The sequence below is a fragment of the Dietzia sp. SL131 genome, assembly GCF_026672565.1.
Lineage (GTDB): Bacteria > Actinomycetota > Actinomycetes > Mycobacteriales > Mycobacteriaceae > Dietzia > Dietzia kunjamensis.
On the sequence record NZ_JAPPRI010000003.1, the window covers coordinates 2,844,354 to 2,871,353 of the forward strand.

Consider the following 27,000-nt stretch of genomic DNA (forward strand, 5'->3'; position numbering starts at 1 on the left):
TAGACCTCGCCGGGCCACCGGCGGTCAATCGTCCGGAAAGGACCCGTTCACCTCTCCCGGCCAGGCTGCACAGCGTGCAGACTCTGTCCTCCCCGGTCGCCGGGCACCCGGCGACCGCGCCCCCTGACCCGGCCGAACACGGGCCGAGACGACGCCGACCCCGGGCGGGCGGCCAGTTCCGCGAGAAGGCACTCTTCGTCGCCCTGGTGCTGCCCAACCTGGCACTGCTCGGCGTGTTCACCTACCGACCGTTGCTGGACAACTTCCGGCTCAGCTTCTTCGACTGGAACATCTCCTCGCCCACCTCGACATTCGTCGGGGTCGCCAACTATGTCGAGTGGTTCGGGCGGGACGACAGCTGGCTGATCCTGCGAAACACCGGCGTGTTCACCGTCTCGGCCGTCGTGGGGTCCATGGTGCTCGGGCTGGCCCTGGCCCTGCTGCTCGACCAGCAGCTCATCGGTCGCGGCATCGTGCGCTCGGCGGTGTTCGCGCCGTTCGTCATCGCCGGGGCGGCCATCGGCGTGGCGTTCCAGTTCATCTTCGATCCCCGGTTCGGCATGGTCTCGGCACTGCTCACAATGGTCGGACTCCCGGTGCCGGACTTCTACCAGGACCCCGACTGGGCGCTGGCGATGATCACCATCACCTACATCTGGAAGAACCTGGGCTACTCGTTCGTCATCTATCTGGCGGCGCTCCAAGCCAAACCCGCAGAGCTCTACGAGGCCGCCGAGATCGACGGCGCCGGCCGGTGGACCACCTTCCGCTCGGTGACACTGCCCATGCTGCGCCCCACGACGTTCTTCCTGTCGATCACCGTGATGCTCAACTCGCTCCAGGTCTTCGACATCATCTACGTGATGACCCGCGGTGGGCCCCAGGGCAACGCCACCACGACCATGGTCTTCCAGGTCTATCAGGAGACATTCCAGAACTTCCGGGCCGGCTACGGAGCCACGGTCGCGACGATCATGTTCCTCATCCTGCTGGTCATCACCTACCTCCAGGTCCGCGTCATGGACAGGAACGCCCGATGAGCACGGTCCGCGCAGGCTCCACGCCGACCAGGATCATCGGGTACGCCGTGATGATCCTCGTCCTGCTGGTCATCGGCCTCCCGCTGTTCTGGGTGGTCGTCACCTCCCTCAAACCGGACAACCAGGTCTACGTCCAGCCGCCGGTGTGGTGGCCTTCCCCGCTGACCGGTGACGCGTACCCGCAGGTGCTCTCCGAGGTCCCGTTCCTCCGGTACTTCACCAACTCGGTGGTCATCACCGGCCTGCTCAGCATCGTGAAGATCACGCTGGGGGTCCTCAGCGCCTACGCGTTCGTCTTCCTTCGCTTCCCAGGTCGGTCCGTCCTGTTCATGGTCGTGCTCGCGGCCCTGATGGTGCCCAACCAGATCACGGTGATCTCCAACTACGCACTGGTGGCACAGCTCGGGTGGATCAACACCTTCCAGGGCATCATCATCCCGCTGGCGGGGGTCGCGTTCGGCACCTTCCTCATGCGCAACCACTTCCTGACCCTGCCGTACGAGATCATCGAGGCCGCGCGCATGGACGGGTGCGGGCACCTCAAGCTGCTGTTCCGGGTCGTACTGCCGATGAGTTGGCCCACCCTGGTCGCCTTCGCGCTCATCACCGTGGTCAACGAGTGGAACGAGTACCTCTGGCCATTCCTCATCGCCTCCGACGACCGCGTCGCCCCGCTCCAGGTCGGGCTGGCCCGCCTCGTCAACACCGACGGCGGTTACACCGACTGGCCGATGGTCATGGCCGCCACGGTGCTCACCATCACCCCGATCCTCGTCGTGTTCCTCATCCTCCAGCGCCACATGATCAAGGGCCTGACCTCCGGCGCGGTGAAGGGATGACCCACTCCGCGCGATCCCACCTCCAATCCCGTCGGGCCGAACCGGTCCGGCAGCAACGAAAGGTCCGACACGAATGAACCCCATGAACCGTCGCGGATTCCTCGGCGTCCTCGGCGCCACCGCGGCCGCCACCACCCTCACCGCCTGCGCGGGCGCGGGCGGCGACACATCCGGTGAGTCGGGCGGAACCGCCTCCGGCGGCGACACCGGCACCATCACGTTCTGGTCCAACCACCCCGGTAACTCCAAGTCACTCGAGACCGACATCATCGCGGCGTTCGAGTCGGAGAATCCGGGCCTCAAGGTCAACCTCGTCGACGGCGGGAAGAACTACGAGGAGGTCGCCCAGAAGTTCAACGCGGCACTCACCGGCGGCGAGCTGCCCGACGTCGTCGTGGTCTCCGACGTCACCTGGTTCAACTTCGCGCTCAACCGGCAGATCACCCCGCTGAACGACCTGTTCACCGAGGCCGGCGTCGATACCGCTGACTACGTCGACGCCCTGCTGGGCGACTACGTCCTCGAGGGCGACAACTTCGGCGTGCCCTTCGCGCGGTCGACGCCGCTGTTCTACTACAACAAGGAGGTGTGGCGGGCCGCCGGGCTGCCCGACCGCGGCCCGGAGAACTGGACCGAGTTCGCGGAGTGGGCACCCCGCCTACAGGACGCCATCGGGGACGGCAAGCACGCCATCGCGATGTACGACGGCTCCAACTACATGGACTGGACCGGGCAGAACATCATCTGGGACTTCGACGGCGCCTTCTCCCGCGACTGGACCCCGACCTTCACCGACGACGGCACCATCCGCGGCATGGAGTACATCAAGAAGCTCGACGACGACGGTTTCCTGGTGGTCTCCGCCGACTCGATCGTCGAGTTCGGTTCCGGTCTCGCCGCGTGTGCACTGGCCTCCACCGGCTCGCTCGCCACCGCCAAGACCAACGCCGGTTTCGAGTTCGGCACGGCCTTCCTGCCCGGGGCGGCCGAGAAGAACTCCTGCCCGACCGGCGGCGCGGGCGTCGCGATCCCGGCCGGTATCTCCGACGAGCGCAAGCTCAACGCCATGAAGTTCATCGACTTCCTCACCAACACGCAGTCGACGGCGACCTTCGCGCAGGGAACCGGGTACATGCCGGTCCGTAAGTCCGCCCGCGAGGCGCAGGAGATCAAGGCCTACCTGTCCGAGACCCCGCAGGCGGTCACCGCGATCGACCAGCTCGCGCACACCCGGCCTCAGGACAACGCCCGTGTCCTGGTACCCAACGGTGGTAGGCGCATCGGTGGCGCGTTCGACCGTGTCCTCGGTGGCGCCGACATCCGCGAGACCATGCAGCAGGTGCAGGACGAGACCGCGCAGATCATCGAGACCCAGATCCAGCCGAAGCTCAACGGCTGACCGGTCACCGCCGGCGATCGCCTACGCCCGGGGCCGGGCACCTCGTATCCGGCCCCGGCGTCGGCGTCGTTCGGCGGCCCCGGCCCCACCCCTGACCCCACAGCCGCGTCACCTCCCCCGAACATTCACGCACGAGGAGCCCCCCACCCGATGGCCACCGTCCGCTTCGACCACGCGACCCGCCGGTTCGACAAGGGATCGGCGCCCGCCGTCGACGCCCTCGACATCAACATCACCGACGGCGAGTTCCTCGTCCTGGTCGGCCCCTCCGGCTGCGGCAAGTCCACCAGCCTGAGGATGCTCGCAGGTCTGGAACCCGTCGACGCCGGCCGCGTGTTCATCGACGAGCTCGACGTGTCCGGCGTCGCTCCCCGCGACCGAGACGTGGCCATGGTGTTCCAGAACTACGCGCTGTATCCCAACATGACGGTCGCCCAGAACATGGGGTTCGCACTGCGCAACGCCGGCGTCAACAAGTCCGACACCCGCAAGCAGGTCGAGGAGGCCGCGCGGATCCTGCAGCTGGATCCCCTCCTCCACCGCAAACCCTCCCAACTGTCCGGCGGCCAGCGCCAGCGGGTCGCCATGGGTCGGGCGATCGTTCGTCGGCCCAAGGTGTTCTGTATGGACGAGCCACTGTCGAACCTCGACGCCAAGCTGCGGGTCTCCACCCGCGGGGAGATCGCCGGGCTGCAGCGACGGCTGGGCGTGACCACGGTGTACGTCACCCACGACCAGGTCGAGGCCATGACGATGGGTACGCGCGTCGCGGTGCTCAGAGACGGCGTCCTCCAACAGGTCGCGGCCCCCCGCGAGCTGTATGACCGGCCGGTCAACGCGTTCGTCGCCGGCTTCATCGGCACGCCGGCCATGAACCTCCTCGAGGTGGCGGTCGAGGGCTCCCGGGCCCACGTCGGTGACGCCGAGGTGGCCATCCCCGCCTCACTCGAGGGCCGCGACCGCGTCACCCTCGGTGCCCGACCGGAGTCACTGCGGGTTGTGGGCGAGGACGAACCCGGCCTGGATCTGGTGGTGGACCTGGTCGAGGAGCTGGGCGCGGAGTCCTTCGCGTACGGCCACACCGACGCCGGCGACCGGATCGCCGTGCGCCTGGACCGGGCACACGGGACCGCGGTCGGCGAGCGCCTCCGCGTCCGGCACGTCGACTCCGAGGTCCACGCGTTCGACCCCGAGACCGGCCTCCGCTTGAACTGATCCGGCGCGCCTGGTCACCGGGGCGGAACGGGCGCGAGCACGCCCAGCAGCTGATCCGCGGGAACGCAGCGCGGCGGCGGGCCGGCCGGCTCGACACCACCCGGGCCCCGCGGCCCGCCGAGGGCGTCGATCACCAGGTCCACCGCTCGAGGCGACGCCAGCACGGTCAGGTGCCCCGAGCGGTCGACCTCGCAGCCGTCCTGCAGCCGCACCACGTCGAGGTCCACGAAGTCCGGAACCTCCGGTGCGACGACCGGCCCGGTGAGCTCGTCGTAGTCCGAGGACACCGCCACGTAGCGCACGCCGCGCGCGAACGGGACGCCGTCCTCGCCCAGCCACGCCAGCGTCGCCTCGGCGTCCTGCCGCGCCGTGTCGGGCGACAGCACGCCGAGGACGTCGGTGACGAACCCGGGTGGCCCGTCGCCCGACCGCGCGGGGTCGGCGCCCAGCGTGACGACGGTCCGCACGGCGTCCGCCCGGGCGGTCGCGGTGACGAACGAGGCGATGATCGCGCCTTGTGAGTGCCCCACGAGGTCGACCTCGGCCGCCCCGGTGAGCGCGCGCACGCGGTCGATCTCGGCGGCGAGCTGCGGCGCGGAGACCCCGGTGAGCGAGTCGACGCCGCCGACGGATCCGGGCTCGCCGCCGGGCCCGGGTGGCGCGCCCACGGTGGGGGCCCACACGCAGTAGCCCTCGGCGGCCAGTGCGGCGCCGAGGGTGGCCCACGAGTTCCCGCCGTTGAGCCCGGTGCCGTGCACGAGGATCACCGGCGCGGGGCGCTGCGCGGTCGGCCGGCAGTCGTCCCGGTTGATGCCGGGCGGATCGGCCAGGCCGTGGGTGAGTTGGTACGCCGCGCCGTCCCACCAGCGCCACGGGACCTGGTCCGTGGTGGGGGTGGGAGCGGCCGCCGCCCTGGGCGCGGGAGCCGCGGGGACGGGGGCGACGACGACGAGGGCTGCCGCCGCGAGCAGTCCCGCGATCCCGGTCCGGGTCACGATCCCGGCGGCGGGGGAATCGGGCCCAGGTACGGGGCGACCGCCTCACACCGCGGTTCACGCGGGTCGGCGGGGTCGAGGGCGTTGAGCACGAAGTCCACGGTCCGGGGATCCGAGGCGATGGCCAGGTGCTCGGCCCGGTTCTGCTCACACCCGTCCTGGATGGTGATGTTGGTGGCCCGCGGGCCCTCGACCACACCGGAGGTGTACGGCCGGACCAGCTGGTCGTACCGGGTCACGAGGTTGAGGTAGGTCACGCCCGGCGCATAGGGGGTGCCACCCGACCACAGGAGTTCGAGCGTCTCCGACCCGGCGGCCATCTGGCCGAGGGACGGAGCGATCTCGACCGCACGTCCGCGGTCCCCGCTGGCCAGGGCGGTGCCGATCGCCCCGGACCCGGTCCCGCGGGAGCCGTGCCACAGCGGGGCTATCGCGGCGACGGTGTTCACCTTGCCGGGTCGGCCGACCTTGGCGACCAGGCCGGAGACGAGCGTCCCCTGCGAGTGCCCGATGAGGTCCACCTGCTCGGCCCCGGTCGAGGCGAGGACGCGGTCGACGAACTCGCCGACCTGCGGCACCGAGACCTCCGTGATGTCCGACAAGCCGCCCAGGAGACTGACCGGCCACGGCTGACCGGGCAACGCCCCGTAGGTGAGCGTGTAGACGCAGTAGCCCTCGTTGTGCAGCAGCGGCCCGTAGGTGGCCCAGTTGGTGACCGCGCCACCGGAGGTGCCGTGGACCAACACGACCGGGCGCGGCTTGTCGGCGGTGGGGCGGCACGACCAGTCGTTGGCCCCCGGCAGCTCCGCCCCCGGGGCCGTGAGCGCCTGGGCGGCCCCGGCGAAGAAGGAGTACGGCACCGGCAGCGGTGCCCGCGTCGACGGGTCGGTGGCGTTCGCGGCGCCCGCGCCCGTCACCGCGAGGAGGGCGGCGGCGGTGACGGCCAGGGCGGCCCGCAGGGTTCTCATGTGCTCATTAAGCCACGCCCGGTGATCATCGGGAGGTCCTTCGCGTACACGAGTCCCGGCGCCGCCGCCACGACCGCCTCCGCCGAGTTGACCAGCCGCATCGCGGTGACGAGCATGCCGGAGACGTTGTGATCGCCGTGCTCGGCGTGGTGTCCGAACTCCACCCGCATCGCGGGATCGCCGGTGATCTCGATGCGGTAGCAGCCGTCGCCGTGGTCCGGGCGCGGCCAGTCGGGGGCCTGGTCGTGGGCAGTGCGAGTGACGTGCTCCAGGACGATGCGGTCCTCGCCGTCGACCTGCCCCACCACCTCGAACCGCAGCGCGGCCTGCGTCCCCGCCGGGACCTCACACGCCAACAAGGTCAGGTCGCGGTCCGCGGGCAGGCGCTCGTGGCGCTCCACCAGTGGTTCGTCCAGGGTGACCTCGAGAGCGGCCGCGATTTGGCGCACCACCGAGCCCCAGCCCGCCGCGAGCATCCCCGGTCGCAGCAGTGGCGGAAGCGTGTCCATGGATGCGCCGAAGCCGAACAGCCGCCGCATGGTCTCGCCCTGGTGGTACACGGAGTAGTCGGCGATCTCGCCCACGCGGATGTGGTCGATCCGCCGGGACAGGCTCGTCATGGCCAGCGGCAGGACGTCGTTGGCGAAGCCGGGGTCGATGCCGTTGACGTGCAGTGTGGCGCCGCCTTCACGTCCGGCGGCGGCGAGCTCGGAGATCATCTCCTCGGGCAGGGTGCCGTGCGGGTACTGCAGCAGCACCGGACCGGAGGCCACCACGTCGATACCGGCGCGCAGGAAGCGGCAGAAGTCGGAGATCGCGTCCACGAACCGCGTCTCGGTCTCGGCGGTGTAGACCACCGCGTCCGGGTCCAGCGCGAGCAGCGCGTCAGTGTCATCGGTGGACGCGATACCCAGGTCGCGGTCCACCCCGGCGAGTCGCCCGGCGTCCACGCCGACCTTGGCCGGGTCGGAGACGTACAGGCCCACCAGTTCCAGCTCGGGCCGGGCGGCGATCGCCTCGACTGCCATCCGGCCCAGATACCCCGTCGACCATTCCACTACCCGGATCGTCATGGGCACCGACACTATCCGTCGCCCCGACCCGGGGGTTGCCGCTTCCACGCATCCGGCCCTCGGTGTTCAGCTCCTGTAGGGCGAGGTCCCGCGCTCCCCGACGTCCTTCGCGGTGTCCGGGTCCCGGGCCGTGCGACGGCCCCCGACGTGGGCCTCCGCCCGCATCCGCTCGCTCATGTGCGGGTAGTGCAGCTCGAACGCGGGGCGCTCGGAGCGGATCCGGGGCAGCGTCACGAAGTTGTGGCGCGGCGGCGGGCACGAGGTCGCCCACTCGAGGGAGTTGCCCGCGCCCCACGGGTCGTCGACCGTGACGATCTCCCCGTAGCGCCAACTCTTGATGATGTTCCAGATGAACGGCAGCATCGCGATGCCGAGGATGAACGAACCGACCGTGGAGATCTGGTTGAGGACCGTGAAGTTGTCCGAATCCAGGTAGTCGGCGTACCGGCGCGGCATGCCCTGGTTGCCCAGCCAGTGCTGCACCAGGAACGTCGTGTGGAAACCGATGAAGATCAACCAGAAGTGGATCTTACCGAGCCGCTCGTCGTACATCCGGCCCGTCATCTTGGGGAACCAGAAGTACACGCCGGCGAACGTGGCGAACACGATGGTGCCGAAGAGCGTGTAGTGGAAGTGCGCCACGATGAAATACGTGTCCGAGATGTGGAAGTCGATCGGCGCCGAGGCCATCATCACGCCGGTCAGACCGCCGAAGAGGAAGGTGATGATGAAGCCGAGGGCGAACAGCATCGGCGTCTCGAAGGTCATCTTGCCGCGCCACATCGTGCCGATCCAGTTGAAGAACTTCACGCCGGTCGGGACCGCGATGAGGAACGTCATGAAGGAGAAGAACGGCAGCAGCACCGCGCCGGTGACGTACATGTGGTGCGCCCACACGGCCATCGACAGTGCGGCGATCGCGAGGGTCGCGAAGACCAGGCCGGCGTAGCCGAACAGCGGCTTGCGGGAGAAGACCGGGAAGACCTCGGAGACGATGCCGAAGAACGGCAGCGCGAGGACGTACACCTCGGGGTGACCGAAGAACCAGAACAGGTGCTGCCACAGGATGGCGCCACCGTTGCCCGGATCGAAGATGCGACCACCGAAGGTGCGGTCGTAGAAGACGCCGAGCGCGGCCGCGGTGAGCAGCGGGAAGATCAGGAGGATGAGGACCGACGCCACGAGGATGTTCCACGTGAAGATCGGCATCCGGAACATGGTCATACCCGGTGCGCGCAGGCAGATGATGGTGGTGACGAAGTTGACGGCACCGAGGATCGTGCCGATGCCGCCGATGCCGACGCCGAGGATCCAGAGGTCCGCGCCGACGTTCGGCGAGTGGATCTTGTCCGCCAGCGGCATGTACATGGTCCAGCCGAAGGACGCCGCGCCACCGGGGGTCAGGAAGCCGGAGAGCATGATCGTGCCGCCCGCCGCGAACAGCCAGAAGCCGAACGCGTTGAGGCGCGGGAACGCCACGTCGGGGGCGCCGATCTGCAGCGGCATGATGTAGTTCGCGAACCCGACGACGATCGGGGTTCCGTAGAGCAGCAGCATCACCGTGCCGTGCATGGTGAACAGCTGGTTGAACTGCTCATTCGACAGGAACTGCATACCCGGGAAGAAGAGCTCCGCCCGGATGAGCAGCGCCATGAGGCCGCCGGCGAAGAAGAAGATAAAGCAGGTGACGATGTACATGATGCCGAGCAACTTGTGGTCGGTCGTCGTCAGCATCTTCCACACGAACGAGCCCGGCCGGGCATCACCCGTGGGTTCACCCGGCGGGTGGTCGAGCTCACGCGTCGGGCGCGTGGGCGGTACAAGAGTCTCCGACATATCGCTCCCCTGTCGTTCGTTCATCCGAAACTAGGCCGGAAGCCTCGGAACCGCATTGATCTAGGTCAACTCGGTGTGAGGAAATGCACACGTGGGCGCCCCACAGGGCCACACTGGTGACATGACCGCGCACGGGGACGATTCCGGAGTCACCGGGTCCGCGCTGTTCGCGGGCTCGGTCCTGTTCGCCTCGCTGCCACCCCGGTGCGGGGCCGCCCTGGCCGCCTCGTCGCGGACGAGTACGGCGAGGCCAGGCGCGGTGGTGCAGGTGACCGGGGAACCGGTGGGCCGCCTGGTGGTGATCACGGCCGGGGCCCTCCATGTCGTCAGGGAGGACCGGTCCGGGCACCAGCGTCACGTCCGGGTCCTCGGCCCCGGGAGCCATCTCGGCCTGGTGGAGTTCGCACTGGGCTGCCCTGCCCGTCACACCGTCGTCGCCGCGGAGGCCACCACGCTGACCAGCGTCTCGCACGGCGCGCTCCGGTCAGCGGCCGCCGCGTGCCCGGTGCTCAACGACTCGATCACCCGCGAACTGGCGTGGAAGGTGGTCGAGAGCGAACAGCACCTGGCGTCGATCACCTCGGAGGACGTGCTCACGCGACTGTCCGCCTACCTCGTGTCGTTACCCGGGTCGCCCCGCCAGGACGGGCGGATCCGGGTGCGACTGCCACTGTCCCAGTCCGACCTGGCCACGCATCTGGGGACGACCCCCGAGACGCTGAGCCGTCGACTACACGACCTCATCGCCTCGGGGGCCGTCGAGAGGGTCGCGCGGCGGGAGTTCGACCTCGACCACCGCCGACTCACCGGCGCCTGAGCACCCTCACCAGATGCTGACGCGCTCCTCGGGGGCGAGCCACAGTCCGTCGCCCTCGGTCACGTCGAAGGCGGCGTGGAAATCGTCGAGGTTGCGGACCACCTGGTTGCAGCGGAACTCCGGCGGGGAGTGCGGGTCCACGGCGAGCCGGCGGGCGGCCTCCTCGGCGCGGGTCTTGGTCCGCCACACGATCGCCCACGAGATGATGAGCCGCTGGATGCCGGTCATCCCGTCGATCTCCGGGCCCACCTCGGTGCCCTCGGCGGGTTCGCCGTCGGTGCTCTGCTCGTTCGAACCCTGCTCGTTCGAACCCTGTGCCAGCCGGTAGGCCAGCAGCGCGATGGTGAGACCGCCCAGGTCGCCGATGTTCTCCCCCACCGTGAAAGCCCCGTTGACGTGGTCCTTCGTGGCGTCCAGGCCGTCGGGGGTGAGGCCGTCGTACTGGGCGATCAGCGCCTCCACGCGGGTTCCGAACGCCTCGCGATCGTCGTCGGTCCACCAGTCGACCAGGTTGCCGTCGCCGTCGTACTTCGCTCCCTGGTCGTCGAACCCGTGACCGATCTCGTGCCCGATCACGGCACCGATCGCCCCGTAGTTGGCGGCGTCGTCGGCGTCGGCGTCGAAGAACGGCGGCTGCAGGATGGCGGCCGGGAAGACGATCTCGTTCATCACCGGGTTGTAGTAGGCGTTGACCGTCTGCGGCGTCATGTGCCACTCACCGCGGTCGACCGGGCCGCCAAGCTTGCCCAGCTCGTAGTGGTGCTCGAACTCGGCGGAGCGGCGCACGTTGCCGAGCAGGTCGTCGGCGCGGACCTCGAGCGCCGAGTAGTCACGCCACTTGTCGGGGTAGCCGATCTTGGGCACGAACGCCTCGAGCTTGGCCAGCGCCCGCTCGCGGGTGGCCGGGGTCATCCACGGCAGACGGCTGATGGAGTAGCGGTAGGCCTCGGTGAGGTTCTCCACCAGCTCGACCATGCGCGCCTTGTGGCCGGGCGGGAAGTGCCGGGCCACGTACTCCTTGCCGACCTCCTCGCCGAGGGCGGCCTCGACCGCACCGACACCACGCTTCCAGCGGGCCTTGTTCTCCTCGGTGCCGGACATCACGGTGCCGTAGAAGCGGAAGTTCTCGTCCACCAGGTCCGAGGTCAGGAACGGCGCGCGCGCGGAGACCGTCCGCCAGCGCAGCCACTGCTTCCAGGTCTCCAGCGGCTCGGAGGCCCACAGGTCGGCCACGGCGGTGAGGAAGTCGGGCTGCATCGCGACGAGCCGGCCGAACGTCTCCTCGGTGCCGCCGAGCTCGCGGGCCCACTCATGCCAGGGGAAGCCGGGGGCCTGCTGCGGCAACTCGTCCCAGGTGACGGGGTTGTAGGTCTTGTCCGCGTCGCGACGGGCCACCACGTCCCAGTGGGCGGCGGCGATGCGGGTCTCCAGCGCGACGATCCACTCGGCGGTCCGGCGGGCCCCGGTCTCCCCGTCCTCGTCGTCGACCAGCCCGGCGAGGCCGAGCATCCGGGCGATGTGGTCGGTGTACTGCTCGCGCATCTCGGCGTACTGGTCCTCACGATAGAAGGACTCGTCCGGCAGCCCGATGCCGTACTGCACCAGGTAGAGGATGTACTCGCTCGAATTCTTGGCGTCGTTGTTGACGTAGGCGCCGATCAGCCCGCCGACGCCCACCTTCTCCAGCCGTGCCATGGCCAGCGCGAGCGAGTCGGCGTCGTTCGCACCGTCGATCTCGGCCAGATCGGGCGCGAGCGCGGCCACGCCGGCGGCCTCGACGGCGTCGGTGTCCATGAAGGAGGCGTAGAAGGCGCCGATCTGCGAGTCGACCGGGGCGTCGGTGATGATGTCGCGCACCCGCTCCTCGGACAGGTCGCGCAGGGCGAGGAACGCCCCGTCGATCGGCCGGTCGGCGGGGATCACGTGCTCACGGATCCAGGTGCCGTTGACGTGCTGGTAGAGGTCGTCCTGGGGCCGGACGTCCGGATCGACGTACTGCAGGTCGAGGCCCGAGGGACGGGGCGCGTCGGTGGTGGGGATCTCGGTCGCTGTCATGTGGACAGGTTACGTAAGTGGTCGCGGGGTGGGCGGTCGGCACGACGTCGGAGGTCGCCACCTCCGTGACGACGACGAGGCGGGCCGACGGGATGCGCCGAACCGGTGAGGCGGGCCGGTGGGCGCGGCTGCCGGGCGCGGGTCAGGGCAGGCCGTGGCGGGCATTGTGGTCCTTGGCGCCCTGGTAGGCGTCGACCATCCCCCAGATCCAGAACCCGAACATGATGGGCAGACCGATGAGGATGACCGAGAGCAGAGCACCCACGAGGTACCCGGCGAGGATGCCCACACCCCTGCCGGCCCGGCCGACCAGCATCGTCCCCAGGCCGGGCACGAGGAGGGACGCCACCAGCATCAACGCGGGGTCCTTGCGGGCCGCCGGCGGGAACTGACCGTAGGACTGCATCCCGTACTGCTGACCATAGGACTCCATCCCGTACGGCTGCTGCGCCCCGTAGGCGTACTCGGCGCCGTAGAAGGGCTGCGCGCCGTACTGACCCGGGTCGAACTGCCCGCCGGGCTGCGGGCTCCCGTACGGCGGGGTGCCGTACTGCGGGGTTCCGTACTGCGGGGTGCCGTACTGCGGGGTGCCGTACTGCGGGGTGCCGTACTGCTGACCGCCGTAGCCGCCGGCCCCGTACTGCTGCCCGCCGAGCCCCGAGCCGTAACCGGGCCACTGCTCGTTCTCCCGGCCACCGACCGGGTCGTCGGGCCGGCCCGAGGCGTTGCCGTCATCAGGAGTATTCATGGACCCACAGTAACGCTGTCCCACGACAACCCCCTGCGACGTCAACCGGGCACTCCGCGAGCACGCACGGCCCCGATACGCTGCGCCGCGGACCTGCGCGGTCGGAGTGCACATTCATCGAGGGGTTGGGCTGCGGGAATGGACCATTCCGGGCGCGCAAGCAGGGGGTCCTCCCGGGCCCCCGGGCGCGGGGGCCGGGGGTTCTTTCGGGCCGCCCTTTAGTTGCGGGCCGTCATCCCGGGCCGCGCCCAGATGTCCGCGCAGTCCACGCACGCGTCCTCCGAGACGATGCCGACCCGCTGGAGCTGCCCGTACATCCAGCAGCCCAGGCAGAAGCCGAGCGCGGCCTCGGCGAGCGCGGCGGCGACCAGCACACCGAGCACGACGCTGCCCGCCACCGCGAACCCGGCGAGGAACAGTCCGAACGCGATCGAGGACATCACCAGGCCGATCGTCTGGGCGAATCGCTTGGGCGCGCCGGCGACCATCTTGGGCTCGTCGCTGACCCGCGGCGCGAGCACATGGACCGACAGGCGACCGAACGGCGAGTACCGCGGGCCGCCGGCAACGCGGAGCGCGAAACCCACCACCAGCGCTCCCGCCAGCCATGTCCGGGCGGGCTCGGGAGCGAGGAGGGTGACCACCGCGAGCGTCACCACGAGGGCGGCGGTGCACCGCGCGGCGTAGTCGTTGACGATCTCGGGGAAGACGAACGCTTCTCGCAGACTCACAGTTCTCGCTCCTCACACACTTCGATAGACCGATCGGTCTACCTCGCGGACCAGAGTACGCCTGCGCCCCGCGGATTCCCAGATGCCGCTAGTGTCGGCCCATGATCCCCGGTAGAGCAGCGGCTGGCACCGTCGTCGCGGCGGCCGCGTCACTCGCATTGGCGCTGTCCGGGTGCGGCCAGGTCAGCGTCGGAGACCAGACCCCCGGGACCGCGGACCCCGCCGTCCCGGCCACCTCATCCCCGGGAGCCGCGGCCCCCACCGCGACGACGCCGCCCCCGACGCCCGGGCCGGAGGCCACCCCGGGCTGCGGGACACTGACCGAACCCGTCCATCGCCTCGTCCACGGCGCCGGCACCGATCGCGAGGCCGTCTCCGCCGAGGTCCGCCGCCTTTCCGACGGGGTCACCGACAACGCACTGTCCGCGGTGGCGAGTCTACTGTCGGGCATCGCAGTGCAGCCGACCGTCTCCCCGGCAGCGCTCGAGGCCCAGTGGGACCAGTTCCGGCGACTCTGCGACCTCCCCTGAACGCGCCCCCCTCTACGCTGACGGACGTGCCCCCACCGCTGCGTCGCCGCTCGAACTCACCTCGTCCACCCGCCGCCCCCGTCATCCCGAGACGGGAGCAGCTCGAGCCGCCGCGCACCGAACTCGAGACGGACGGCCTGTGGGACGGGGTCCTGGCCGCCGCCGAACACGCGCCCGACCCGGAGGAGGGCGCGGCGCAGATCGGCGGGATGGAGATCCGGGAATCCGCACTCGAGAACCTCCGGTTGAGCGGCGCCCGCGCGGACGGCCTGAGGCTGACCGATGTCGTGATCAGCGGCTGCGACCTGTCGGGACTGGTGGCCGACGGCGCCTCGCTCACCCGCGTGAGGTTCGCGGGCTGCCGACTGACCGGGATCGTGCTGTCCGACGCACGACTGACCGACGTGACATTCGAGGACTGCCACGCGGACATGATCAACCTACGGATGGCCCGACTGCAGCGGGTCCGCCTCGCCTCGACACGGTGCCGGCAGGCCGACCTGCTCGAGGCGCGCATCGCCGATCTGACCACCGAGGGCTCCGACCTGCGTGGGGCCGCGTTCGACCGGGCCACCCTCTCGGCCGTGGACCTGCGCGGCGCCGACCTGGAGGACCTACGCGGGGCGTCGGCACTGCGGGGCGCCCTCATCTCGCCCGACCAGGTGCTGGGCGTGGGCCTGGCGCTGATCGGCGAGGCGGGGATCCGGGTCGACTGACCGGCCATTCACATCCGGCCGCCCGCATCCGACCGCCCGACGTCAGGGCGCAGCGCGTCGAGTCGCTCGAGGAGAGCTCAAATCAGGTGCGAGGCGGACTCGCGCCACTGGTTCACCGCGCGGTTGATGATCGCCTGGAGCTGCAGGATCTGGTCACGATCGGTGAGCGTGATGCCCTCCGCCCCGGTCTGCAGCCGCAACTCCGGAACCCCCCGCCCCGCCCCGTGCTCGTCCAGCATGACGGTCTCGGCGACCGACACCTCCAGAAAGGGGTCGTCGCCCGGGCCATCGACCTCGGTCACGAGGTCTTGGCGGTAACGCGGGGTGGTCAGGTCGATCGCATTGTTCATTGAGGGGCACTCCCGACTGGTCGGTGGGATTGCCTTAATCGTAGGTGAGGAAACCAGGTCATCGAACGCGTGGGGCAGCGTGTTACAGGTTGTGATCAACCCGTGATCTTGGCCACTCTCCGGTCACTCTCCGGCCACCCTCCGGCGCCTCACCGCGACCGCTGCCCGGGCCGGAACTGGACAGATGTGAGAGATGTTGCGTGAGTTGCTTGTGTGACTGAAGGGGTTGCAACATACTCAGCCCATGACATCTGCCGGACCGTCGGCCCGACGCGCCCCCCTTCCCCGCCTTCTCGTCGCCGTGGCCTCTGCAGCAGCCCTTTCTCTCGGCCTCCTCGTCGTCGTCATCTCCCCGCGCGCCGACGCCGGCGTCCCCCTGGCGCCCGCCTACCACGGCCTCGCGCAGGGGGTCGACGCCGCGAGCTGGCAGCACCCGCACGGTGCCGGCGTCGACTGGCACGCGGCCGCCGCGTCCGGGCAGTCCTTCGCCTTCATCAAGGCCACCGAGGGCACCGGACCCGCCAACCGCTACTACGAGTCCGACGTCGCCGATGCGCGCGCCGCCGGCATGCTCGTCGGCAGCTATCACATGGCGCGCCCCGCCATGGACCCCGCGCAGCAGGCCCACGCGTTCGCCGACCGACTGCAGTCCGTCGGCGGCCCGCAGCTCCCGCCGGTGCTCGATCTGGAGAAGGATGAGGGCCTCGACCCCGCCGAGCTGGCCGACTGGACGCAGGTCTTCCTCGACACTCTCGCCCACCGGACCGGTCGCGCGCCGATCCTCTACACCTACCGCTACTTCTGGATCGATCGGATGGCCAACACCCACCGCTTCGCCGAGTTCCCGCTGTGGCTCGCCGAGTACGGGGTGTCCGAGCCCACCCTGCCCGTGATCGGCGGCTGGAACGAGTGGCTGTTCTGGCAGCGCTCCGAGACCGGTGAGGTGCCCGGCTTCACCGACGCCGTGGATCTCAACGTCTTCGCCGGAACCCGCGACGACCTCCACGCCTGGCTCGGCCACGTCGAGCCCGCACCCGCACCCGCACCCGCGCCAGCCCCCGCACCCGAATCCACACAGGAGCCCGCACCGGCGCCGCCTCCCCCGCCCGCCCCAGAGCTCGTGTCGGACCGCGAGATCGTCGAGGCGCCCGCCGGGGTCCCGCCGGAGGCACCCGTCCCGGTCGAGCCGTTCACGATCCCCGTACCGCGCGACCTGCCGGCCCCGGACGGGGTGCGCCTGCCGGAGACCATCGAGATCCCCCGCGAGGTCGTGGCCCAGCTGCCGCCCGGAATGCGCTGACCCGGAATGCGCTGACCGCGGGGGACGTCAGCGCGGTGCGGGTTCGCGTCGCCGCACCACGGCGGCGCGGATCGCACGCCATCCGATGAGGAGGACGGCGGTGACGACGCCCGCCACCACCATGAAGCTCCAGTGCGGCACACGCCCGTCACCGAGACCGCGGATCACCATGCCCACCACCAGCGTGGCCAGCCACAGCAGTACGCCCGACCCGACGGCGGCGGGCGGGCGGCGGGTCGTCAACAGGATCAGCCACCCCACTGCCAGCCCGATGAGGAACGGCCACGCCGTACCCCAGACCTGGGCCACGCCGAGCCCCTCGGAGTGCGCGCCCCGGCCGAACGTGGAGAACACCACCACCAACACCGCATCGAGCACGATCATCACCGGCACGGCCACACGACTCACCGTCTCTTCCCCTCCCGTCGCTCGCTCGCGCTGACCGAGCAGGACGCATCGCCGGCCTCGTCGTCCACGACCCCGTCCTCACGCACGCGCAGTAGCGGGATGGGACCCGAGTCGTGGTGCACGTGGGGCCGCCACGGTGTGCCCTTGAGCGGCCACATCGCCGAAATCCCGGCCGGCGGGGCCGCCGCGACGGTCTGCCGCGACGCGGCGGTATACGCCGCCGCGGGGGACGGAGAGGGGGACGACGACGAGGTGTTCTCCCCCGGGTCGTCGGCGTTGTCCGGGTCGGCGTCGGGGTCGAGGTCCACGGCACCCCGGTAGAAGAGGAAGAAGACCACCCATCCGGCCAGGGCGACCAGCACGAAGCTGGCGATGCGGTAGACGAACACCGTCGCGAACGCCTGATGCGCACCGAGCCCGCCCGCGGTCAGGGTCGTGATGAGCGCGAACTCCACGGTCCCCAGCCCGCCGGGCGTGATGGGCGCGCTGGCCACGATCTTGCCGGTCACGTAAGCGATGCACAGGCCGCCGATGCTGTGCTGGGCACCGACCGCGTTGGCCGCCGCCCACAGGCAGCCGATGTCGGCGACCCAGTTGAGGAGGGAGAACGCGAAGGCCTTGGACAACTGCGTCTTGGTCAGTTCGACGGCCTCGGCCTGCTCGACGACCTTGCGCACCGCGGCGGCACCGTGGTCGGCGGGTTTGCGACGCCGCGCGTTGATCCACTCGAGGAGGGCCAGGAGCGCCCCCTCGATCCTGTCGGGGTTCCGGGCGGCCCACTGGACCACCACCACGATCCCCACCAGGCCCATGGCAGAAAGCGCCAGCAGGAACGGGTTGGACACCGTCCCCACCAGGAAGAAGCCAAGCAGCGCCAGCAGGACGATGCCGACGGTCGACAGCACGCCGGAGATGACGAGCTGCCACGAGGCGACGACGCGGGTGGCTCCCCACTGCCGGGTCTTGCGGTAGGTCAGGGTGGTGCCGAAGACCTGCCCGCCGGGGATGCTCGTGGAGAACGCGTTGGCGGAGAACACCAGGCCGACGCTGCCCCAGTAGCCCACCCTGACACCGGCGGACTGCAGGAGCAGTTTCTGCACCGAGCCGTAGCTCGACATCGACAGGTAGGAGAACACCAGCGCGGCCGCGACCCAACCCCAGTGCGGGCGGGTGACGGCCTCGAATCCCTCGGCGAAGAACGGCATCTGGCCACGGAGCCAGTAGAGGATGAAGGCCAGGACAGTCAGGGTCGCGATGGCCTTGAACCACGGATTGCCCAGGACCACCCGGATGCGACGCCGCGCCTCGGCGCCCCGCGTGCCCATCATCGATCCACCATAACCAAAGGATCCGACCCGGCCCAGGACCCACACCGCAGGGCCCTGGCGAGCGTCACGCGTCGCGCCCCTGCTGACGTTCCCGCATCAGACGGGCGATCAGGTCGGAGGCGGGGATCTTCCCGTCCTCGGTGAGGTCGGGTTCCTCGTCGTACTCGGGGTCACGGACCGGCTCGAACTCCGCCTCCGGCTCGAGCTCTGACTCGGACTGCCACTCCGGCTCCGGCTCGGTTTCCGGTTCGAACTCCGCCTCCGGCTCGAGCTCCGCCTCCGGCTCGAACTCCGGCTCCGGCTCGGCCCCGGGCTCGCGGTCGAGCACACCCACGCCCGTGGTGGGTGCGGCGACCCCCGGCTGTCCGGCGCCCGCGGAATCCGCGGAGACCCCGGCGTCCGCGGCGGGGACCGGCTCGGCGGCACCGGTGGTGGCGGATCGGCCGGTGAGCAGCTCGGGCTCGTCGTCGATCTCCGCCTCGCCGAGGCCGATCCTTTCCTGGACGCGCTTCATCCACCCGGGCGCCCACCAGTTGTCGGTGCCGAGCATCTGCATGACCGCCGGCACGAGCAGCATGCGGATCACGGTGGCGTCGATGATGAGCGCGGCGATCATGCCGAACGCGATGTACTTCATCATCACGATCTCGGAGAACGCGAACGCGCCGGTCACCACGATGAGGATGAGCGCGGCCGAGGTGATGATCCGGCCGGTGTTCGCCACTCCGCTGCGGATGGCCTCCGTCGTCCGAGCGCCCCGCGAGCGTGCTTCGACCATCCGCGAGACCAGGAACACCTCGTAGTCCGTGGACAGCCCGTAGATGATCGCCATGAGCAGCACCACGACCGGCGAGGTGAGCGGGCCGGCGGTGAATCCGAGCAACCCGGACAGGTGCCCGTCGACGAAGATCCAGGTGAGGATGCCGAGGGTGGCACCGAGGCCGAGCAGGTTCATGATCGCGGCCTTGATCGGCAGCACCAGCGACCCGAACGCGAGGAACATGAGGAGCGTGGTGGCGAGCAGGACGTACAGCACGAACCACGGCAGACCGTCGACCAGGGCCTCGACCGAATCGCGCTCCATGGCCGGGTTGCCGCCGACGTACACCTCGGTGTCCGCGGGGATCGGGAAGGACTGCAGGTACTCGACGGTCTCGGCGGCGTCGTTCCGGTCGATCACGCCGGTCTGCAACACCACCACGTCGCGCCCCTGCGCGTCCTGCTCGCCCGAGCGGGCGAACTGGAACGGACCGGTCAGACCCGGCGCCTCGTTGGCCGCCGAGCGGATCTGCGACAGGGTCGCCCCGTCGGAGCCGATCACCACGAGCTTGACCGGGTCGGTGCGGGTGCCGGGGAAGTTCTCGTCGTACTGCTCCTGCGCGACGCGGGTGGTGTTGTCCGGCGGGAGGTAGGTCTCGTTGATGCCGCCGAACTTCACGCCGGAGAACGGGATGATGAGCGCGACCAGCACCACGACGACGGGGATGGCCACAGCCACCGGGCGCTTCATGGAGAAGTCGGCGACGCGACCGAACAGGCCGTTCTCCACCTGCTCGCGCGAGCGGTGACGCTGCAGTCGCTTGATGCCGAGCATGTCGATGCGGTGGCCGAGCAGCATCAGCACGGCCGGCAGGAGCGTCACCGACAGTGCGGCGGCGAGGATGACGGCGGCGATCGCGCCGTAGGCGACGGACTTGAGGAAGGCCTGCGGGAAGATGAGCAGCCCGGACAGGGTCACGCCCACCATGACCGCCGAGAACACCACGGTCCGGCCGGCGGTGGCCACTGCCCGGCGCACCGCCGCGTCCGGTGGGTAGCCCTCGGCCATCTCCTCCCGGAACCGGCTCACCACGAACAGGCCGTAGTCGATCGCCAGGCCGAGGCCGATCAGGGTCACCACGTTCTGGGCGAAGGAGTTCACCGGGGTGACCAGCGACAGCAGGTGCAGCGCCCCGAGCGAACCGAGGATCGTGAGCACGCCCACCGCGACCGGCATGAACGCGGCCACGACACCACCGAACACCACGATCAGCAGCAGGAACACCAGCGGCAGCGCGATGAGCTCGGCGCGGACCAGGTCGGCGTCCATCCCGTCCTGCAGCGCACCGGCGACCGCCTGCACACCCGCGACGTCGGTCTGGATGCCGTCGATGGCGATCCCGTCCTCGATCACCCGAAAGTTCTCGAGGATCTCCTCCTCCTCGCCGGCGATCTGGATGGAGGCCACGACGATGCCCTCGTCCCTGTTGACCAGGGCCGGGGACTGGTTGAACACGAAGCTGGTGACGCCGGTGACCTCGTCGGGGTGCTCGGTGCGGATCGACTCGAGCGAGGCGCGGATCGGGTCCTGGAAGGCGGGATCGTCGACCGAGGTGCCCTCGGGTGCGTGGTACGACACCACGACGTCGCCGAGCGCGTCGCGTCCGTACGCCTCCTGCTCGAGCCGTTCGGCGGTCGCCCACCCGCTGTCGGGGTCCTCGAACCCGCCCTGACCGAACGGGTTGCCGAACGCGGTTCCGGCGAGGCTGATGAACGCCATGACGAGAACCGAGCACACCAGGACCAGCACGCGGCGGTGGGCGACGAACCGCCCGAGTGAGTTGAACACCGGGGAACTCCTAGCGCGAGGTGAGCAGGGCCGTGAGCGGCCGCAGCGGCTGCAGCCAGGCACCCTCGTCGGGCAGGTTCTCGAGGCTGACCCGGGGCAGCGGCTCGCGGAACACACCGGGGATGTCCTCGAGGTCGAGGAACGTGATGGTGTCGTGCTGGACGGCCCAGGTGGCGTGCTCGCGGAACCCGATCACCGTGACCGGGATGTCGTGGGCGAGGTCCTCCAGCGGTTCGCGGAACGCCTGACCGTCGGCCGACGCCACCACCACGCCCGCGAGGCGGCCGGAGCCGGCCCGCAGGTCGATGTGCTGGAGCATGTCCTCGTCGACGTCGGAGTCGTCGCTGGTCTTGGGCTTGGCGAACACGGCGAAGCCGACGTTGCGCAGCGCCTCGACCCACGGCCGGACGTTGTCCGAGGTGCCCTGGACGATGTTGGTGAAGACCGTCGCCTCGGCCTCGAGGGTGTCCTCGGTCTGCAGGGACAGGTCGGCGGTGTACCCGAGCAGCCAGCGGCCGAGCGCGTCGAAGCGCGGCCGGTAGATCGCGGTGGGACGGCCGCCCAGGATGGACCCCAGCCCCATGTCGACGTTGGGCGCGTCCCACACCAGGAGCACCACTCCCGGGGCGTCGGGCGTGACCACGTCCGTCGTGTCGTGGTTGCGCATCTCGTCAGGTGGGGTCATCGCGTCCGCCTCGGTCGTCGTCGTTCGGGGGCTGTGGAGAAGGGCGTCAGTTCGTACGACGCCAGAGGAATTCGTTGATCACTCGCTCCTCCTGCAGCCCCTTGCCCTCGAACTTCGTCACGGGTCTGTCAAGACTGAACGGTACGTGCCCGAGGTCGGTCGCGGGGTCCAGCCGTCTCAGCGCGGGCTCGGCGTCGCCGGTCTCGCCGATCCACTCGGCGTAGTCGGCGTGGTCCGTGGCCACGTGCAACACGCCGCCGGGCGCCAGGCGTGAGGCGATGAGCTCGAAGGTGCCGGACTGCAGCAGCCGCCGCTTGTGGTGGCGGGCCTTGGGCCAGGGGTCGGGGAAGAACACGCGGACCCCGGTCAGGCTCGCCGGCGCGATCATGTTGGTGAGCACGTCCACGCCGTCGCCGCGGATCATGCGCACGTTCTCGAGCCCCTCGCGCAGGACCATGCCCAGCAGCTGGGCCAGTCCGGGCTGGTAGACCTCCACGGCGATCACGTCGACGTCCGGCTCGGCGGCGGCCATCGCGGCGGTCGAGGTCCCGGTCCCGGACCCGATCTCCACGATCAACGGTGCGCGGCGCCCGAACATCTGCTCCGGGTCCACGATCTCGTCGGAGACGTTGCGCCCGTAGGTGGGCCAGTGTTCCTCCCAGTTGCGCTGCTGGCCCGGCCGCAGGGTTCCGCGCCGGAACCGGTAGGCCGTCACCCGGGGGAACAGGCGGGCACTGTCGTCCGGAGTGGCACCGTCGTCGGGAGTGGCACCGTCGTCCGGGGTCCCGTCAGCCGCCGGGGCGGGGTTCTCGCTCTGGTTCACCCGGCCATCATCCCGTAATCCGTGGTCGGGTTACGAATCCGACCGGGCGTCCCCGTCCCCGCCGCGGGGCCGCCCACCGCGCCGCGCGGGTGACCCTGCCTGGGGGAAGGTCTTGCCGCGGGCAGATCCCCGCGTCACGATTACCGCGTGCCGACCGTGACCCACGACACCGAGCCCCAGGCCCCGGTGCGACCCGAGAGCCCGGATCCCGCCGCGCGCGTCCGGCGCCTGGTCTCCTCCGCCCGGGAACGCTCCGGGCGGTCGGTCGAGCCCGCCACCGGACCGGCCGGGTCCGACCCGGGCGTGCACGGCCCGGTGGAGGAGGCACTCGCGCGCTTCGACGCGCCCGTCGACATCCGGATCCGCGGCGGCCTGGGGTCGGGGCGCCGCACCCTGGCCGCGGCGCTGCGGGCGCGTCGCGGGTGGCGGGCACAGGTCGACGACCTCGACGTGCTCGCCGCTCCCGGCGCGCCGGCCACGACGGCGCCCGATGTGGAGATCGTGTGCCTGCGCACCGCCCCCTGCCGCCACGAGGAGGCGTGGGTGCGGCGCCCGCGCCGGCACGCCCTCTTGGTGGTGGCCACGGGTGTCGGTGGCGGCGGTGACGACGGCAGCGACAGCGGCAGCGGCAGCGACGACGACGACGAGGTCCTGCCGCGGTGGGCCCGTGGGCTGCCCGCCGTGGACGCGCGGGAGCCGGGGCACCGGTCGGTCGACGGCGTCGTGTCCTTTCTCGACCGCGCCCTGGACGCCCTGGCGACGGTCCGGGTGGCCCGTCTCGAGGCGGAACTGGAACGCCTCGCTGTCCACGACGAGGTGGGCGACCTCGCGGAGGCCGCCCTCTGCGTACTCACCGGACCGGGTCCGTCGTGACCGCCGCGCCCGCTCCGTCCCGCGACTCCCCGTCCCGCGACTCCCCGTCTCGCGACTCCCCGCACCGCGATTCCCCGCCCCGTGACCTGACGATCGCGGTCCTGGGCGCACGGGACTCCGCCGCGCCCGCCGTCGCCGAGGCGCTGACCTCGGCCGCGGCCCCGACCGTCGATGGCGGGGCCCGGATCCGCGTGCTCGTCGACGCGGCACCCGAGGACCGGCCGGACGCAGCTGTCCTCGTCGTCGACGCCGTGTGCCCGGTACGCCCCGACGACGTCGAGGTCGCGCGCGGCGTCGCCGCCCGCCTGCCGCTGGCGGTCGCCCTGGCCGGGCGCGCCGACCAGTGCACCGCCGAGGGCCTGTCGGAGACGGTCGACGTCACCACCCGGCGCCTGGCCGAGGCGGGTGTGACGGCGCCGGTCCACGTGATCGACGACGGTCACCCCGGAGCCCCGGCCGCGCTGCTCGCCGCCGTCGCCGTCCTCGCCTCCGGCGTGCGCCGTCCGCCCACCGCGCCTCCCGCCCCCGGCGGTACACCGCCACCGGACCCGGCCGTCGCGACCGTCGACTGGCTCCTCGCGCGTCGCACCGAGGCCATCACCACCCGCTCCCAGGCACTGCGGCAGGACGTCCAGGCCCTGCGCATGCAGGTCGTCCAGGATCTCCACCGGTCGGTGCGCGACCTCGGCGGACGCGCGCGCGAGGAACTCGCTGCGGCCCCCCGCGCCCGTGTCGACGCGCTGGTCCACCAGCTCGCCGCCGACGCCGACGCCGCGGTGGCCGGCACCGTCGCCCGCGCGGACCGCCGCGCCGACGCCCTCGTCGCCCGCCATCTCGGCGCCGCCGCGCCGGCGGGTCCCCGCATCCCCCCGCCCACCAGCGGGATCGCCCCGGGTCGACCGCCGCGCAACACGGGCGAGGAACTGCTCGTCATGGTCATGGGTGCCGCCGGCGGGACCGGGGTGGGGCGCATGCTGCTGTCCCCCCTCGCCGAGATCCCCGGGGTCGCGGCGGTGGTCATCCCGCTCGCCCTCCTGTGCGGTGTGGTGCTGGGGTGGATCACCGTCACCGTCCGCCGCTCGCAGGCGCTGCGCACCCACACCGTCGCGGCCGTGGCCGACAGGCTCGCGGCGCTGCGGGCCGACGCCGAGCAGTCACTCGGCTCGCGGATCCTCGCCGCGGAGGCCACCATCACCGACGGCTTCGCCCACGATCCCGGCCCCCGGGTCGCAGATCTCGAACGCCGCATCCGCACCACCCGCGCGGGACAGACCGCCCCGCCGGCCCCCACGACAGGGAGTCCCTCATGACCGATCCGCTGTTCGGTGCGGGCTCCGACCACCACCCGGCCCCGGACGTGTGCGGTCTCCAGGACGCCCCTCTGGCCGAACCCTCGTCGCTGGGACTGCACGTGCCCGTGGGCGAGGACGTCCTCGATCTCGGTTCCCCCGAGGCGGACCTCGACGGGGACGGCTTCATGGAGGCGGTCACCCTCGGCGACGACCGGGGGCTCACCGTGTACACCGACGCCGACGGCGACGGCACCGTCGACCACGTCTCGACCGTGCGGTTCGACGGCAGCTACGACTCGTGGCGACTGGCGAACCCCACGGAGGGCGTGCCCTTCGGGGGATTCACGAACGAGGCACGCGGGGACACGACCGGCGATTTCCCGTCGCCCGCCCGCTGGGAGCGCATCGACCACGGCCACATCTGACCAGCGACCTGAGGAATGCCTCATGTCCGGGTGTGCAAAGGGGGCTGCGACTGAGCAGTCGACAACGCTTGACGATACTCTGTGACTAACACCATGCACCACGCGCGAGGAGCTGTGATGACCACCACCACCATTCCCGGCCTCGAGGGGCAGGCACCAACCGATCATGCGGAGATGCTCGCGTGGATCGCCGAGGTCGCCGAGCTCACCCAGCCGGACCGGGTCGTCTTCGCCGACGGCTCCGACGCTGAGTGGGATCGCCTCACGACCGAGATGGTGGAGGCCGGGACCTTCGTCAAGCTCAACGAGGAGAAGAAGCCGAACTCCTTCCTGGCCCAGTCGGACCCGAAGGACGTCGCCCGCGTCGAGTCGCGGACCTTCATCTGCTCGGAGACCGAGGAGGGCGCCGGCCCCACCAACAACTGGCGCGACCCGGCCGAGATGCGCGAGCACATGACCGGACTGTTCCGCGGCAGCATGCGGGGCCGCACGATGTACGTCGTGCCGTACTGCATGGGCCCGCTGGAGGCGGAGGACCCCAAGCTCGGCATCGAGCTGACCGACTCGGCGTACGTGGTGGTCTCGATGAAGATCATGACCCGCATGGGCTCGGCGGCCCTGGCGAAGATCGGCACGGACGGCGAGTACGTCAAGGGCCTGCACTCCGTGGGTGCCCCGCTCGCCGAGGGCGAGCAGGACGTGCCCTGGCCGTGCAACGAGGAGAAGTACATCACCCACTTCCCCGAGACCCGCGAGATCTGGTCGTTCGGGTCCGGCTACGGCGGAAACGCCCTGCTGGGCAAGAAGTGCTTCGCGCTGCGCATCGCCTCCGCCATGGCCCGCGACGAGGGCTGGATGGCCGAGCACATGCTCATCCTCAAGCTCATCTCCCCCGCCGACGAGGTCCACTTCATCGCCGCGGCCTTCCCGTCCGCCTGCGGCAAGACCAACCTGGCGATGCTGCAGCCCACCATCGAGGGCTGGCGCGCGGAGGTCGTGGGTGACGACATCGCGTGGATGCGCTTCGGCGCCGACGGCCGGCTCTACGCCGTCAACCCGGAGTACGGCTTCTTCGGCGTCGCCCCGGGCACCAACTACTCGTCCAACCCCAACGCCATGAAGACGCTGGAGCCGGGCAACGCCATCTACACCAACGTGGCGCTGACCGACGACGGTGACGTGTGGTGGGAGGACCTCGAGGGCACCCCGGACCACCTCATCGACTGGCTGGGCAACGACTGGACCCCGGAGGGCGACGGCAAGGCCGGCAACGCCGCGCACCCCAACTCGCGCTACTGCGTCCCGATCAACCAGTGCCCGGTCACCGCGCCGGAGTTCAACTCGCCCGAGGGCGTGCCGATCTCGGCCATCCTCTTCGGCGGTCGCCGCGCCGACACGGTCCCGCTGGTCAGCGAGGCCTACTCGTGGAACCACGGCGTGTACATCGGCGCGACCCTGTCCTCCGGGCAGACCGCTGCCGCGGAGGGGCAGGTCGGCGCGGTGCGTCGCGACCCCATGGCCATGCTGCCGTTCATGGGCTACAACGTCGGCGAGTACTTCCAGCACTGGGTCGACATGGGCGCCCGGGGCGGCGACAAGATGCCCAAGATCTTCCTCGTCAACTGGTTCCGCAAGGGCGCCGACGGCCGCTTCGTGTGGCCCGGCTTCGGCGAGAACAGCCGCGTGCTCAAGTGGGTCGTGGACCGCATCGAGGGTCGCGTGGAGGGTGACGAGACCGCCGCCGGCATCACCGCCCGCGCCGCGGACATCGACATGACCGGCCTGGACACCCCGATCGAGGACGTCGAGGCCGCCCTGGCCGTCGACCCCGAGGAGTGGCGCCGCGAGCTGCCGCTCATCACCGAGTGGCTCGAGTTCTGCGGACCCAAGGTCCCGGCCGAGGTCCACGAGCAGTTCGCCGCCCTCAAGGAGCGGCTCGGCTGACA

The 27,000-nt window shown here is 70.6% G+C and carries 25 protein-coding genes; 13 read left to right on the forward strand and 12 right to left on the reverse strand.

From position 1 onward, the window contains the following. Positions 1–83 precede the first annotated feature (83 nt). The 4 genes from OVA21_RS14205 to OVA21_RS14220 all read left to right on the forward strand — a co-directional run bounded on the left by OVA21_RS14205 (position 84) and on the right by OVA21_RS14220 (position 4,493). Positions 84–1,040, forward strand: coding sequence for a carbohydrate ABC transporter permease (locus OVA21_RS14205; protein ID WP_442778957.1), 957 nt, complete (start codon positions 84–86; stop codon positions 1,038–1,040). Continuing rightward, positions 1,037–1,879 carry a carbohydrate ABC transporter permease gene (locus OVA21_RS14210; RefSeq protein WP_067717172.1) on the forward strand — a complete coding sequence of 281 codons (843 nt, stop codon included), beginning with the start codon at positions 1,037–1,039 and terminating at the stop codon, positions 1,877–1,879. The genes OVA21_RS14205 and OVA21_RS14210 overlap by 4 nt, the downstream gene beginning before the upstream one ends. A gap of 73 nt (positions 1,880–1,952) precedes the next feature. Continuing rightward, on the forward strand, positions 1,953–3,278 hold the full coding sequence (locus tag OVA21_RS14215; RefSeq protein WP_268092698.1) for an ABC transporter substrate-binding protein: 1,326 nt from the start codon (positions 1,953–1,955) through the stop codon (positions 3,276–3,278). 150 nt (positions 3,279–3,428) lie between these two features. Then, the gene (locus OVA21_RS14220) at positions 3,429–4,493 is read left to right on the forward strand and encodes an ABC transporter ATP-binding protein (protein WP_119193078.1); all 1,065 of its coding nucleotides are present in this window, start codon (positions 3,429–3,431) and stop codon (positions 4,491–4,493) included. Positions 4,494–4,507: 14 nt separating this feature from the next. On the opposite strand, the gene OVA21_RS14225 is transcribed toward OVA21_RS14220, so the two are convergent. From OVA21_RS14225 to ctaD, 4 genes are all read right to left on the reverse strand, one after another. Then, the gene (locus tag OVA21_RS14225; RefSeq protein WP_268092699.1) at positions 4,508–5,488 is read right to left on the reverse strand and encodes an esterase/lipase family protein; all 981 of its coding nucleotides are present in this window, start codon (positions 5,486–5,488) and stop codon (positions 4,508–4,510) included. After that, a complete protein-coding gene (locus OVA21_RS14230) occupies positions 5,485–6,456 on the reverse strand; it encodes an esterase/lipase family protein (RefSeq protein ID WP_268092700.1) in 972 nt (323 codons plus the stop codon). Before OVA21_RS14230 ends, OVA21_RS14225 begins: the two co-directional genes overlap by 4 nt. Continuing rightward, complete coding sequence (locus OVA21_RS14235) at positions 6,453–7,529, reverse strand: NAD(P)H-dependent amine dehydrogenase family protein (RefSeq protein WP_268092701.1); 1,077 nt, start codon at positions 7,527–7,529, stop codon at positions 6,453–6,455. Before OVA21_RS14235 ends, OVA21_RS14230 begins: the two co-directional genes overlap by 4 nt. Positions 7,530–7,595: 66 nt before the next feature. Beyond that, complete coding sequence (gene ctaD / locus OVA21_RS14240) at positions 7,596–9,365, reverse strand: aa3-type cytochrome oxidase subunit I (protein WP_442778935.1); 1,770 nt, start codon at positions 9,363–9,365, stop codon at positions 7,596–7,598. Positions 9,366–9,486: 121 nt separating this feature from the next. Here ctaD and OVA21_RS14245 point away from each other — a divergent pair, with 121 nt between their 5' ends. Further along, entirely contained in the window at positions 9,487–10,182 is a 696-nt protein-coding gene (locus OVA21_RS14245) for a Crp/Fnr family transcriptional regulator (RefSeq protein WP_067715997.1), read from the forward strand. Positions 10,183–10,188: 6 nt separating this feature from the next. Here OVA21_RS14245 and OVA21_RS14250 read toward each other — a convergent pair whose 3' ends face one another. Further along, entirely contained in the window at positions 10,189–12,237 is a 2,049-nt protein-coding gene (locus tag OVA21_RS14250; protein WP_268092702.1) for a M13 family metallopeptidase, read from the reverse strand. 166 nt (positions 12,238–12,403) lie between these two features. Here OVA21_RS14250 and OVA21_RS19395 point away from each other — a divergent pair, with 166 nt between their 5' ends. Continuing rightward, positions 12,404–13,207: a pentapeptide repeat-containing protein gene (locus tag OVA21_RS19395; protein ID WP_442778958.1), complete on the forward strand. Its 804-nt coding sequence runs from the start codon at positions 12,404–12,406 to the stop codon at positions 13,205–13,207. Here the strand turns inward: OVA21_RS19395 and OVA21_RS14260 are convergent. Continuing rightward, positions 13,204–13,716, reverse strand: a complete 513-nt coding sequence (locus OVA21_RS14260) for a DUF4395 domain-containing protein (protein WP_159148468.1) — start codon at positions 13,714–13,716, stop codon at positions 13,204–13,206. The two genes, OVA21_RS19395 and OVA21_RS14260, sit on opposite strands and share 4 nt — an antisense overlap. A gap of 101 nt (positions 13,717–13,817) precedes the next feature. Here OVA21_RS14260 and OVA21_RS14265 point away from each other — a divergent pair, with 101 nt between their 5' ends. Together OVA21_RS14265 and OVA21_RS14270 are read left to right on the forward strand one after the other, a co-directional pair. Further along, on the forward strand, positions 13,818–14,246 hold the full coding sequence (locus OVA21_RS14265) for a hypothetical protein (RefSeq protein WP_268092704.1): 429 nt from the start codon (positions 13,818–13,820) through the stop codon (positions 14,244–14,246). Positions 14,247–14,272: 26 nt separating this feature from the next. Next, a complete protein-coding gene (locus tag OVA21_RS14270; protein WP_096906654.1) occupies positions 14,273–14,962 on the forward strand; it encodes a pentapeptide repeat-containing protein in 690 nt (229 codons plus the stop codon). Positions 14,963–15,039: 77 nt separating this feature from the next. Here OVA21_RS14270 and OVA21_RS14275 read toward each other — a convergent pair whose 3' ends face one another. Further along, positions 15,040–15,312 carry a hypothetical protein gene (locus OVA21_RS14275; protein ID WP_067715983.1) on the reverse strand — a complete coding sequence of 91 codons (273 nt, stop codon included), beginning with the start codon at positions 15,310–15,312 and terminating at the stop codon, positions 15,040–15,042. 244 nt (positions 15,313–15,556) lie between these two features. Here OVA21_RS14275 and OVA21_RS14280 point away from each other — a divergent pair, with 244 nt between their 5' ends. Next, complete coding sequence (locus OVA21_RS14280) at positions 15,557–16,612, forward strand: glycoside hydrolase family 25 protein (protein WP_259821600.1); 1,056 nt, start codon at positions 15,557–15,559, stop codon at positions 16,610–16,612. A gap of 27 nt (positions 16,613–16,639) precedes the next feature. Here the strand turns inward: OVA21_RS14280 and OVA21_RS14285 are convergent, their stop codons facing one another. The 5 genes from OVA21_RS14285 to trmB form a co-directional block, all read right to left on the reverse strand. After that, on the reverse strand, positions 16,640–17,020 hold the full coding sequence (locus OVA21_RS14285) for a DUF3054 domain-containing protein (RefSeq protein WP_227022187.1): 381 nt from the start codon (positions 17,018–17,020) through the stop codon (positions 16,640–16,642). Beyond that, positions 17,017–18,348, reverse strand: a complete 1,332-nt coding sequence (locus OVA21_RS14290; RefSeq protein ID WP_268092705.1) for a lysylphosphatidylglycerol synthase transmembrane domain-containing protein — start codon at positions 18,346–18,348, stop codon at positions 17,017–17,019. Before OVA21_RS14290 ends, OVA21_RS14285 begins: the two co-directional genes overlap by 4 nt. 64 nt (positions 18,349–18,412) lie before the next feature. Further along, on the reverse strand, positions 18,413–20,956 hold the full coding sequence (locus tag OVA21_RS14295) for an MMPL family transporter (protein ID WP_268092706.1): 2,544 nt from the start codon (positions 20,954–20,956) through the stop codon (positions 18,413–18,415). A gap of 10 nt (positions 20,957–20,966) precedes the next feature. Next, positions 20,967–21,641 carry an NYN domain-containing protein gene (locus OVA21_RS14300; RefSeq protein WP_096906650.1) on the reverse strand — a complete coding sequence of 225 codons (675 nt, stop codon included), beginning with the start codon at positions 21,639–21,641 and terminating at the stop codon, positions 20,967–20,969. A 46-nt stretch (positions 21,642–21,687) separates the two neighbouring features. After that, positions 21,688–22,464, reverse strand: a complete 777-nt coding sequence (gene trmB / locus OVA21_RS14305) for a tRNA (guanosine(46)-N7)-methyltransferase TrmB (RefSeq protein ID WP_268092707.1) — start codon at positions 22,462–22,464, stop codon at positions 21,688–21,690. Between the two features lie 147 nt (positions 22,465–22,611). On the opposite strand from trmB, the gene OVA21_RS14310 reads away from it, so the two are divergent. The 4 genes from OVA21_RS14310 (at position 22,612) to OVA21_RS14325 (ending at position 26,998) form a co-directional block, all read left to right on the forward strand. After that, entirely contained in the window at positions 22,612–23,337 is a 726-nt protein-coding gene (locus tag OVA21_RS14310; protein ID WP_268092708.1) for a hypothetical protein, read from the forward strand. Further along, positions 23,334–24,647 (forward strand): hypothetical protein, encoded by a 1,314-nt coding sequence (locus OVA21_RS14315; protein ID WP_268092709.1) that lies wholly within the window; start codon positions 23,334–23,336, stop codon positions 24,645–24,647. Before OVA21_RS14310 ends, OVA21_RS14315 begins: the two co-directional genes overlap by 4 nt. Next, on the forward strand, positions 24,644–25,054 hold the full coding sequence (locus OVA21_RS14320) for a DUF6802 family protein (RefSeq protein ID WP_268092710.1): 411 nt from the start codon (positions 24,644–24,646) through the stop codon (positions 25,052–25,054). Before OVA21_RS14315 ends, OVA21_RS14320 begins: the two co-directional genes overlap by 4 nt. Positions 25,055–25,171: 117 nt before the next feature. Then, complete coding sequence (locus OVA21_RS14325; protein ID WP_268092711.1) at positions 25,172–26,998, forward strand: phosphoenolpyruvate carboxykinase (GTP); 1,827 nt, start codon at positions 25,172–25,174, stop codon at positions 26,996–26,998. Positions 26,999–27,000: the final 2 nt, after the last annotated feature.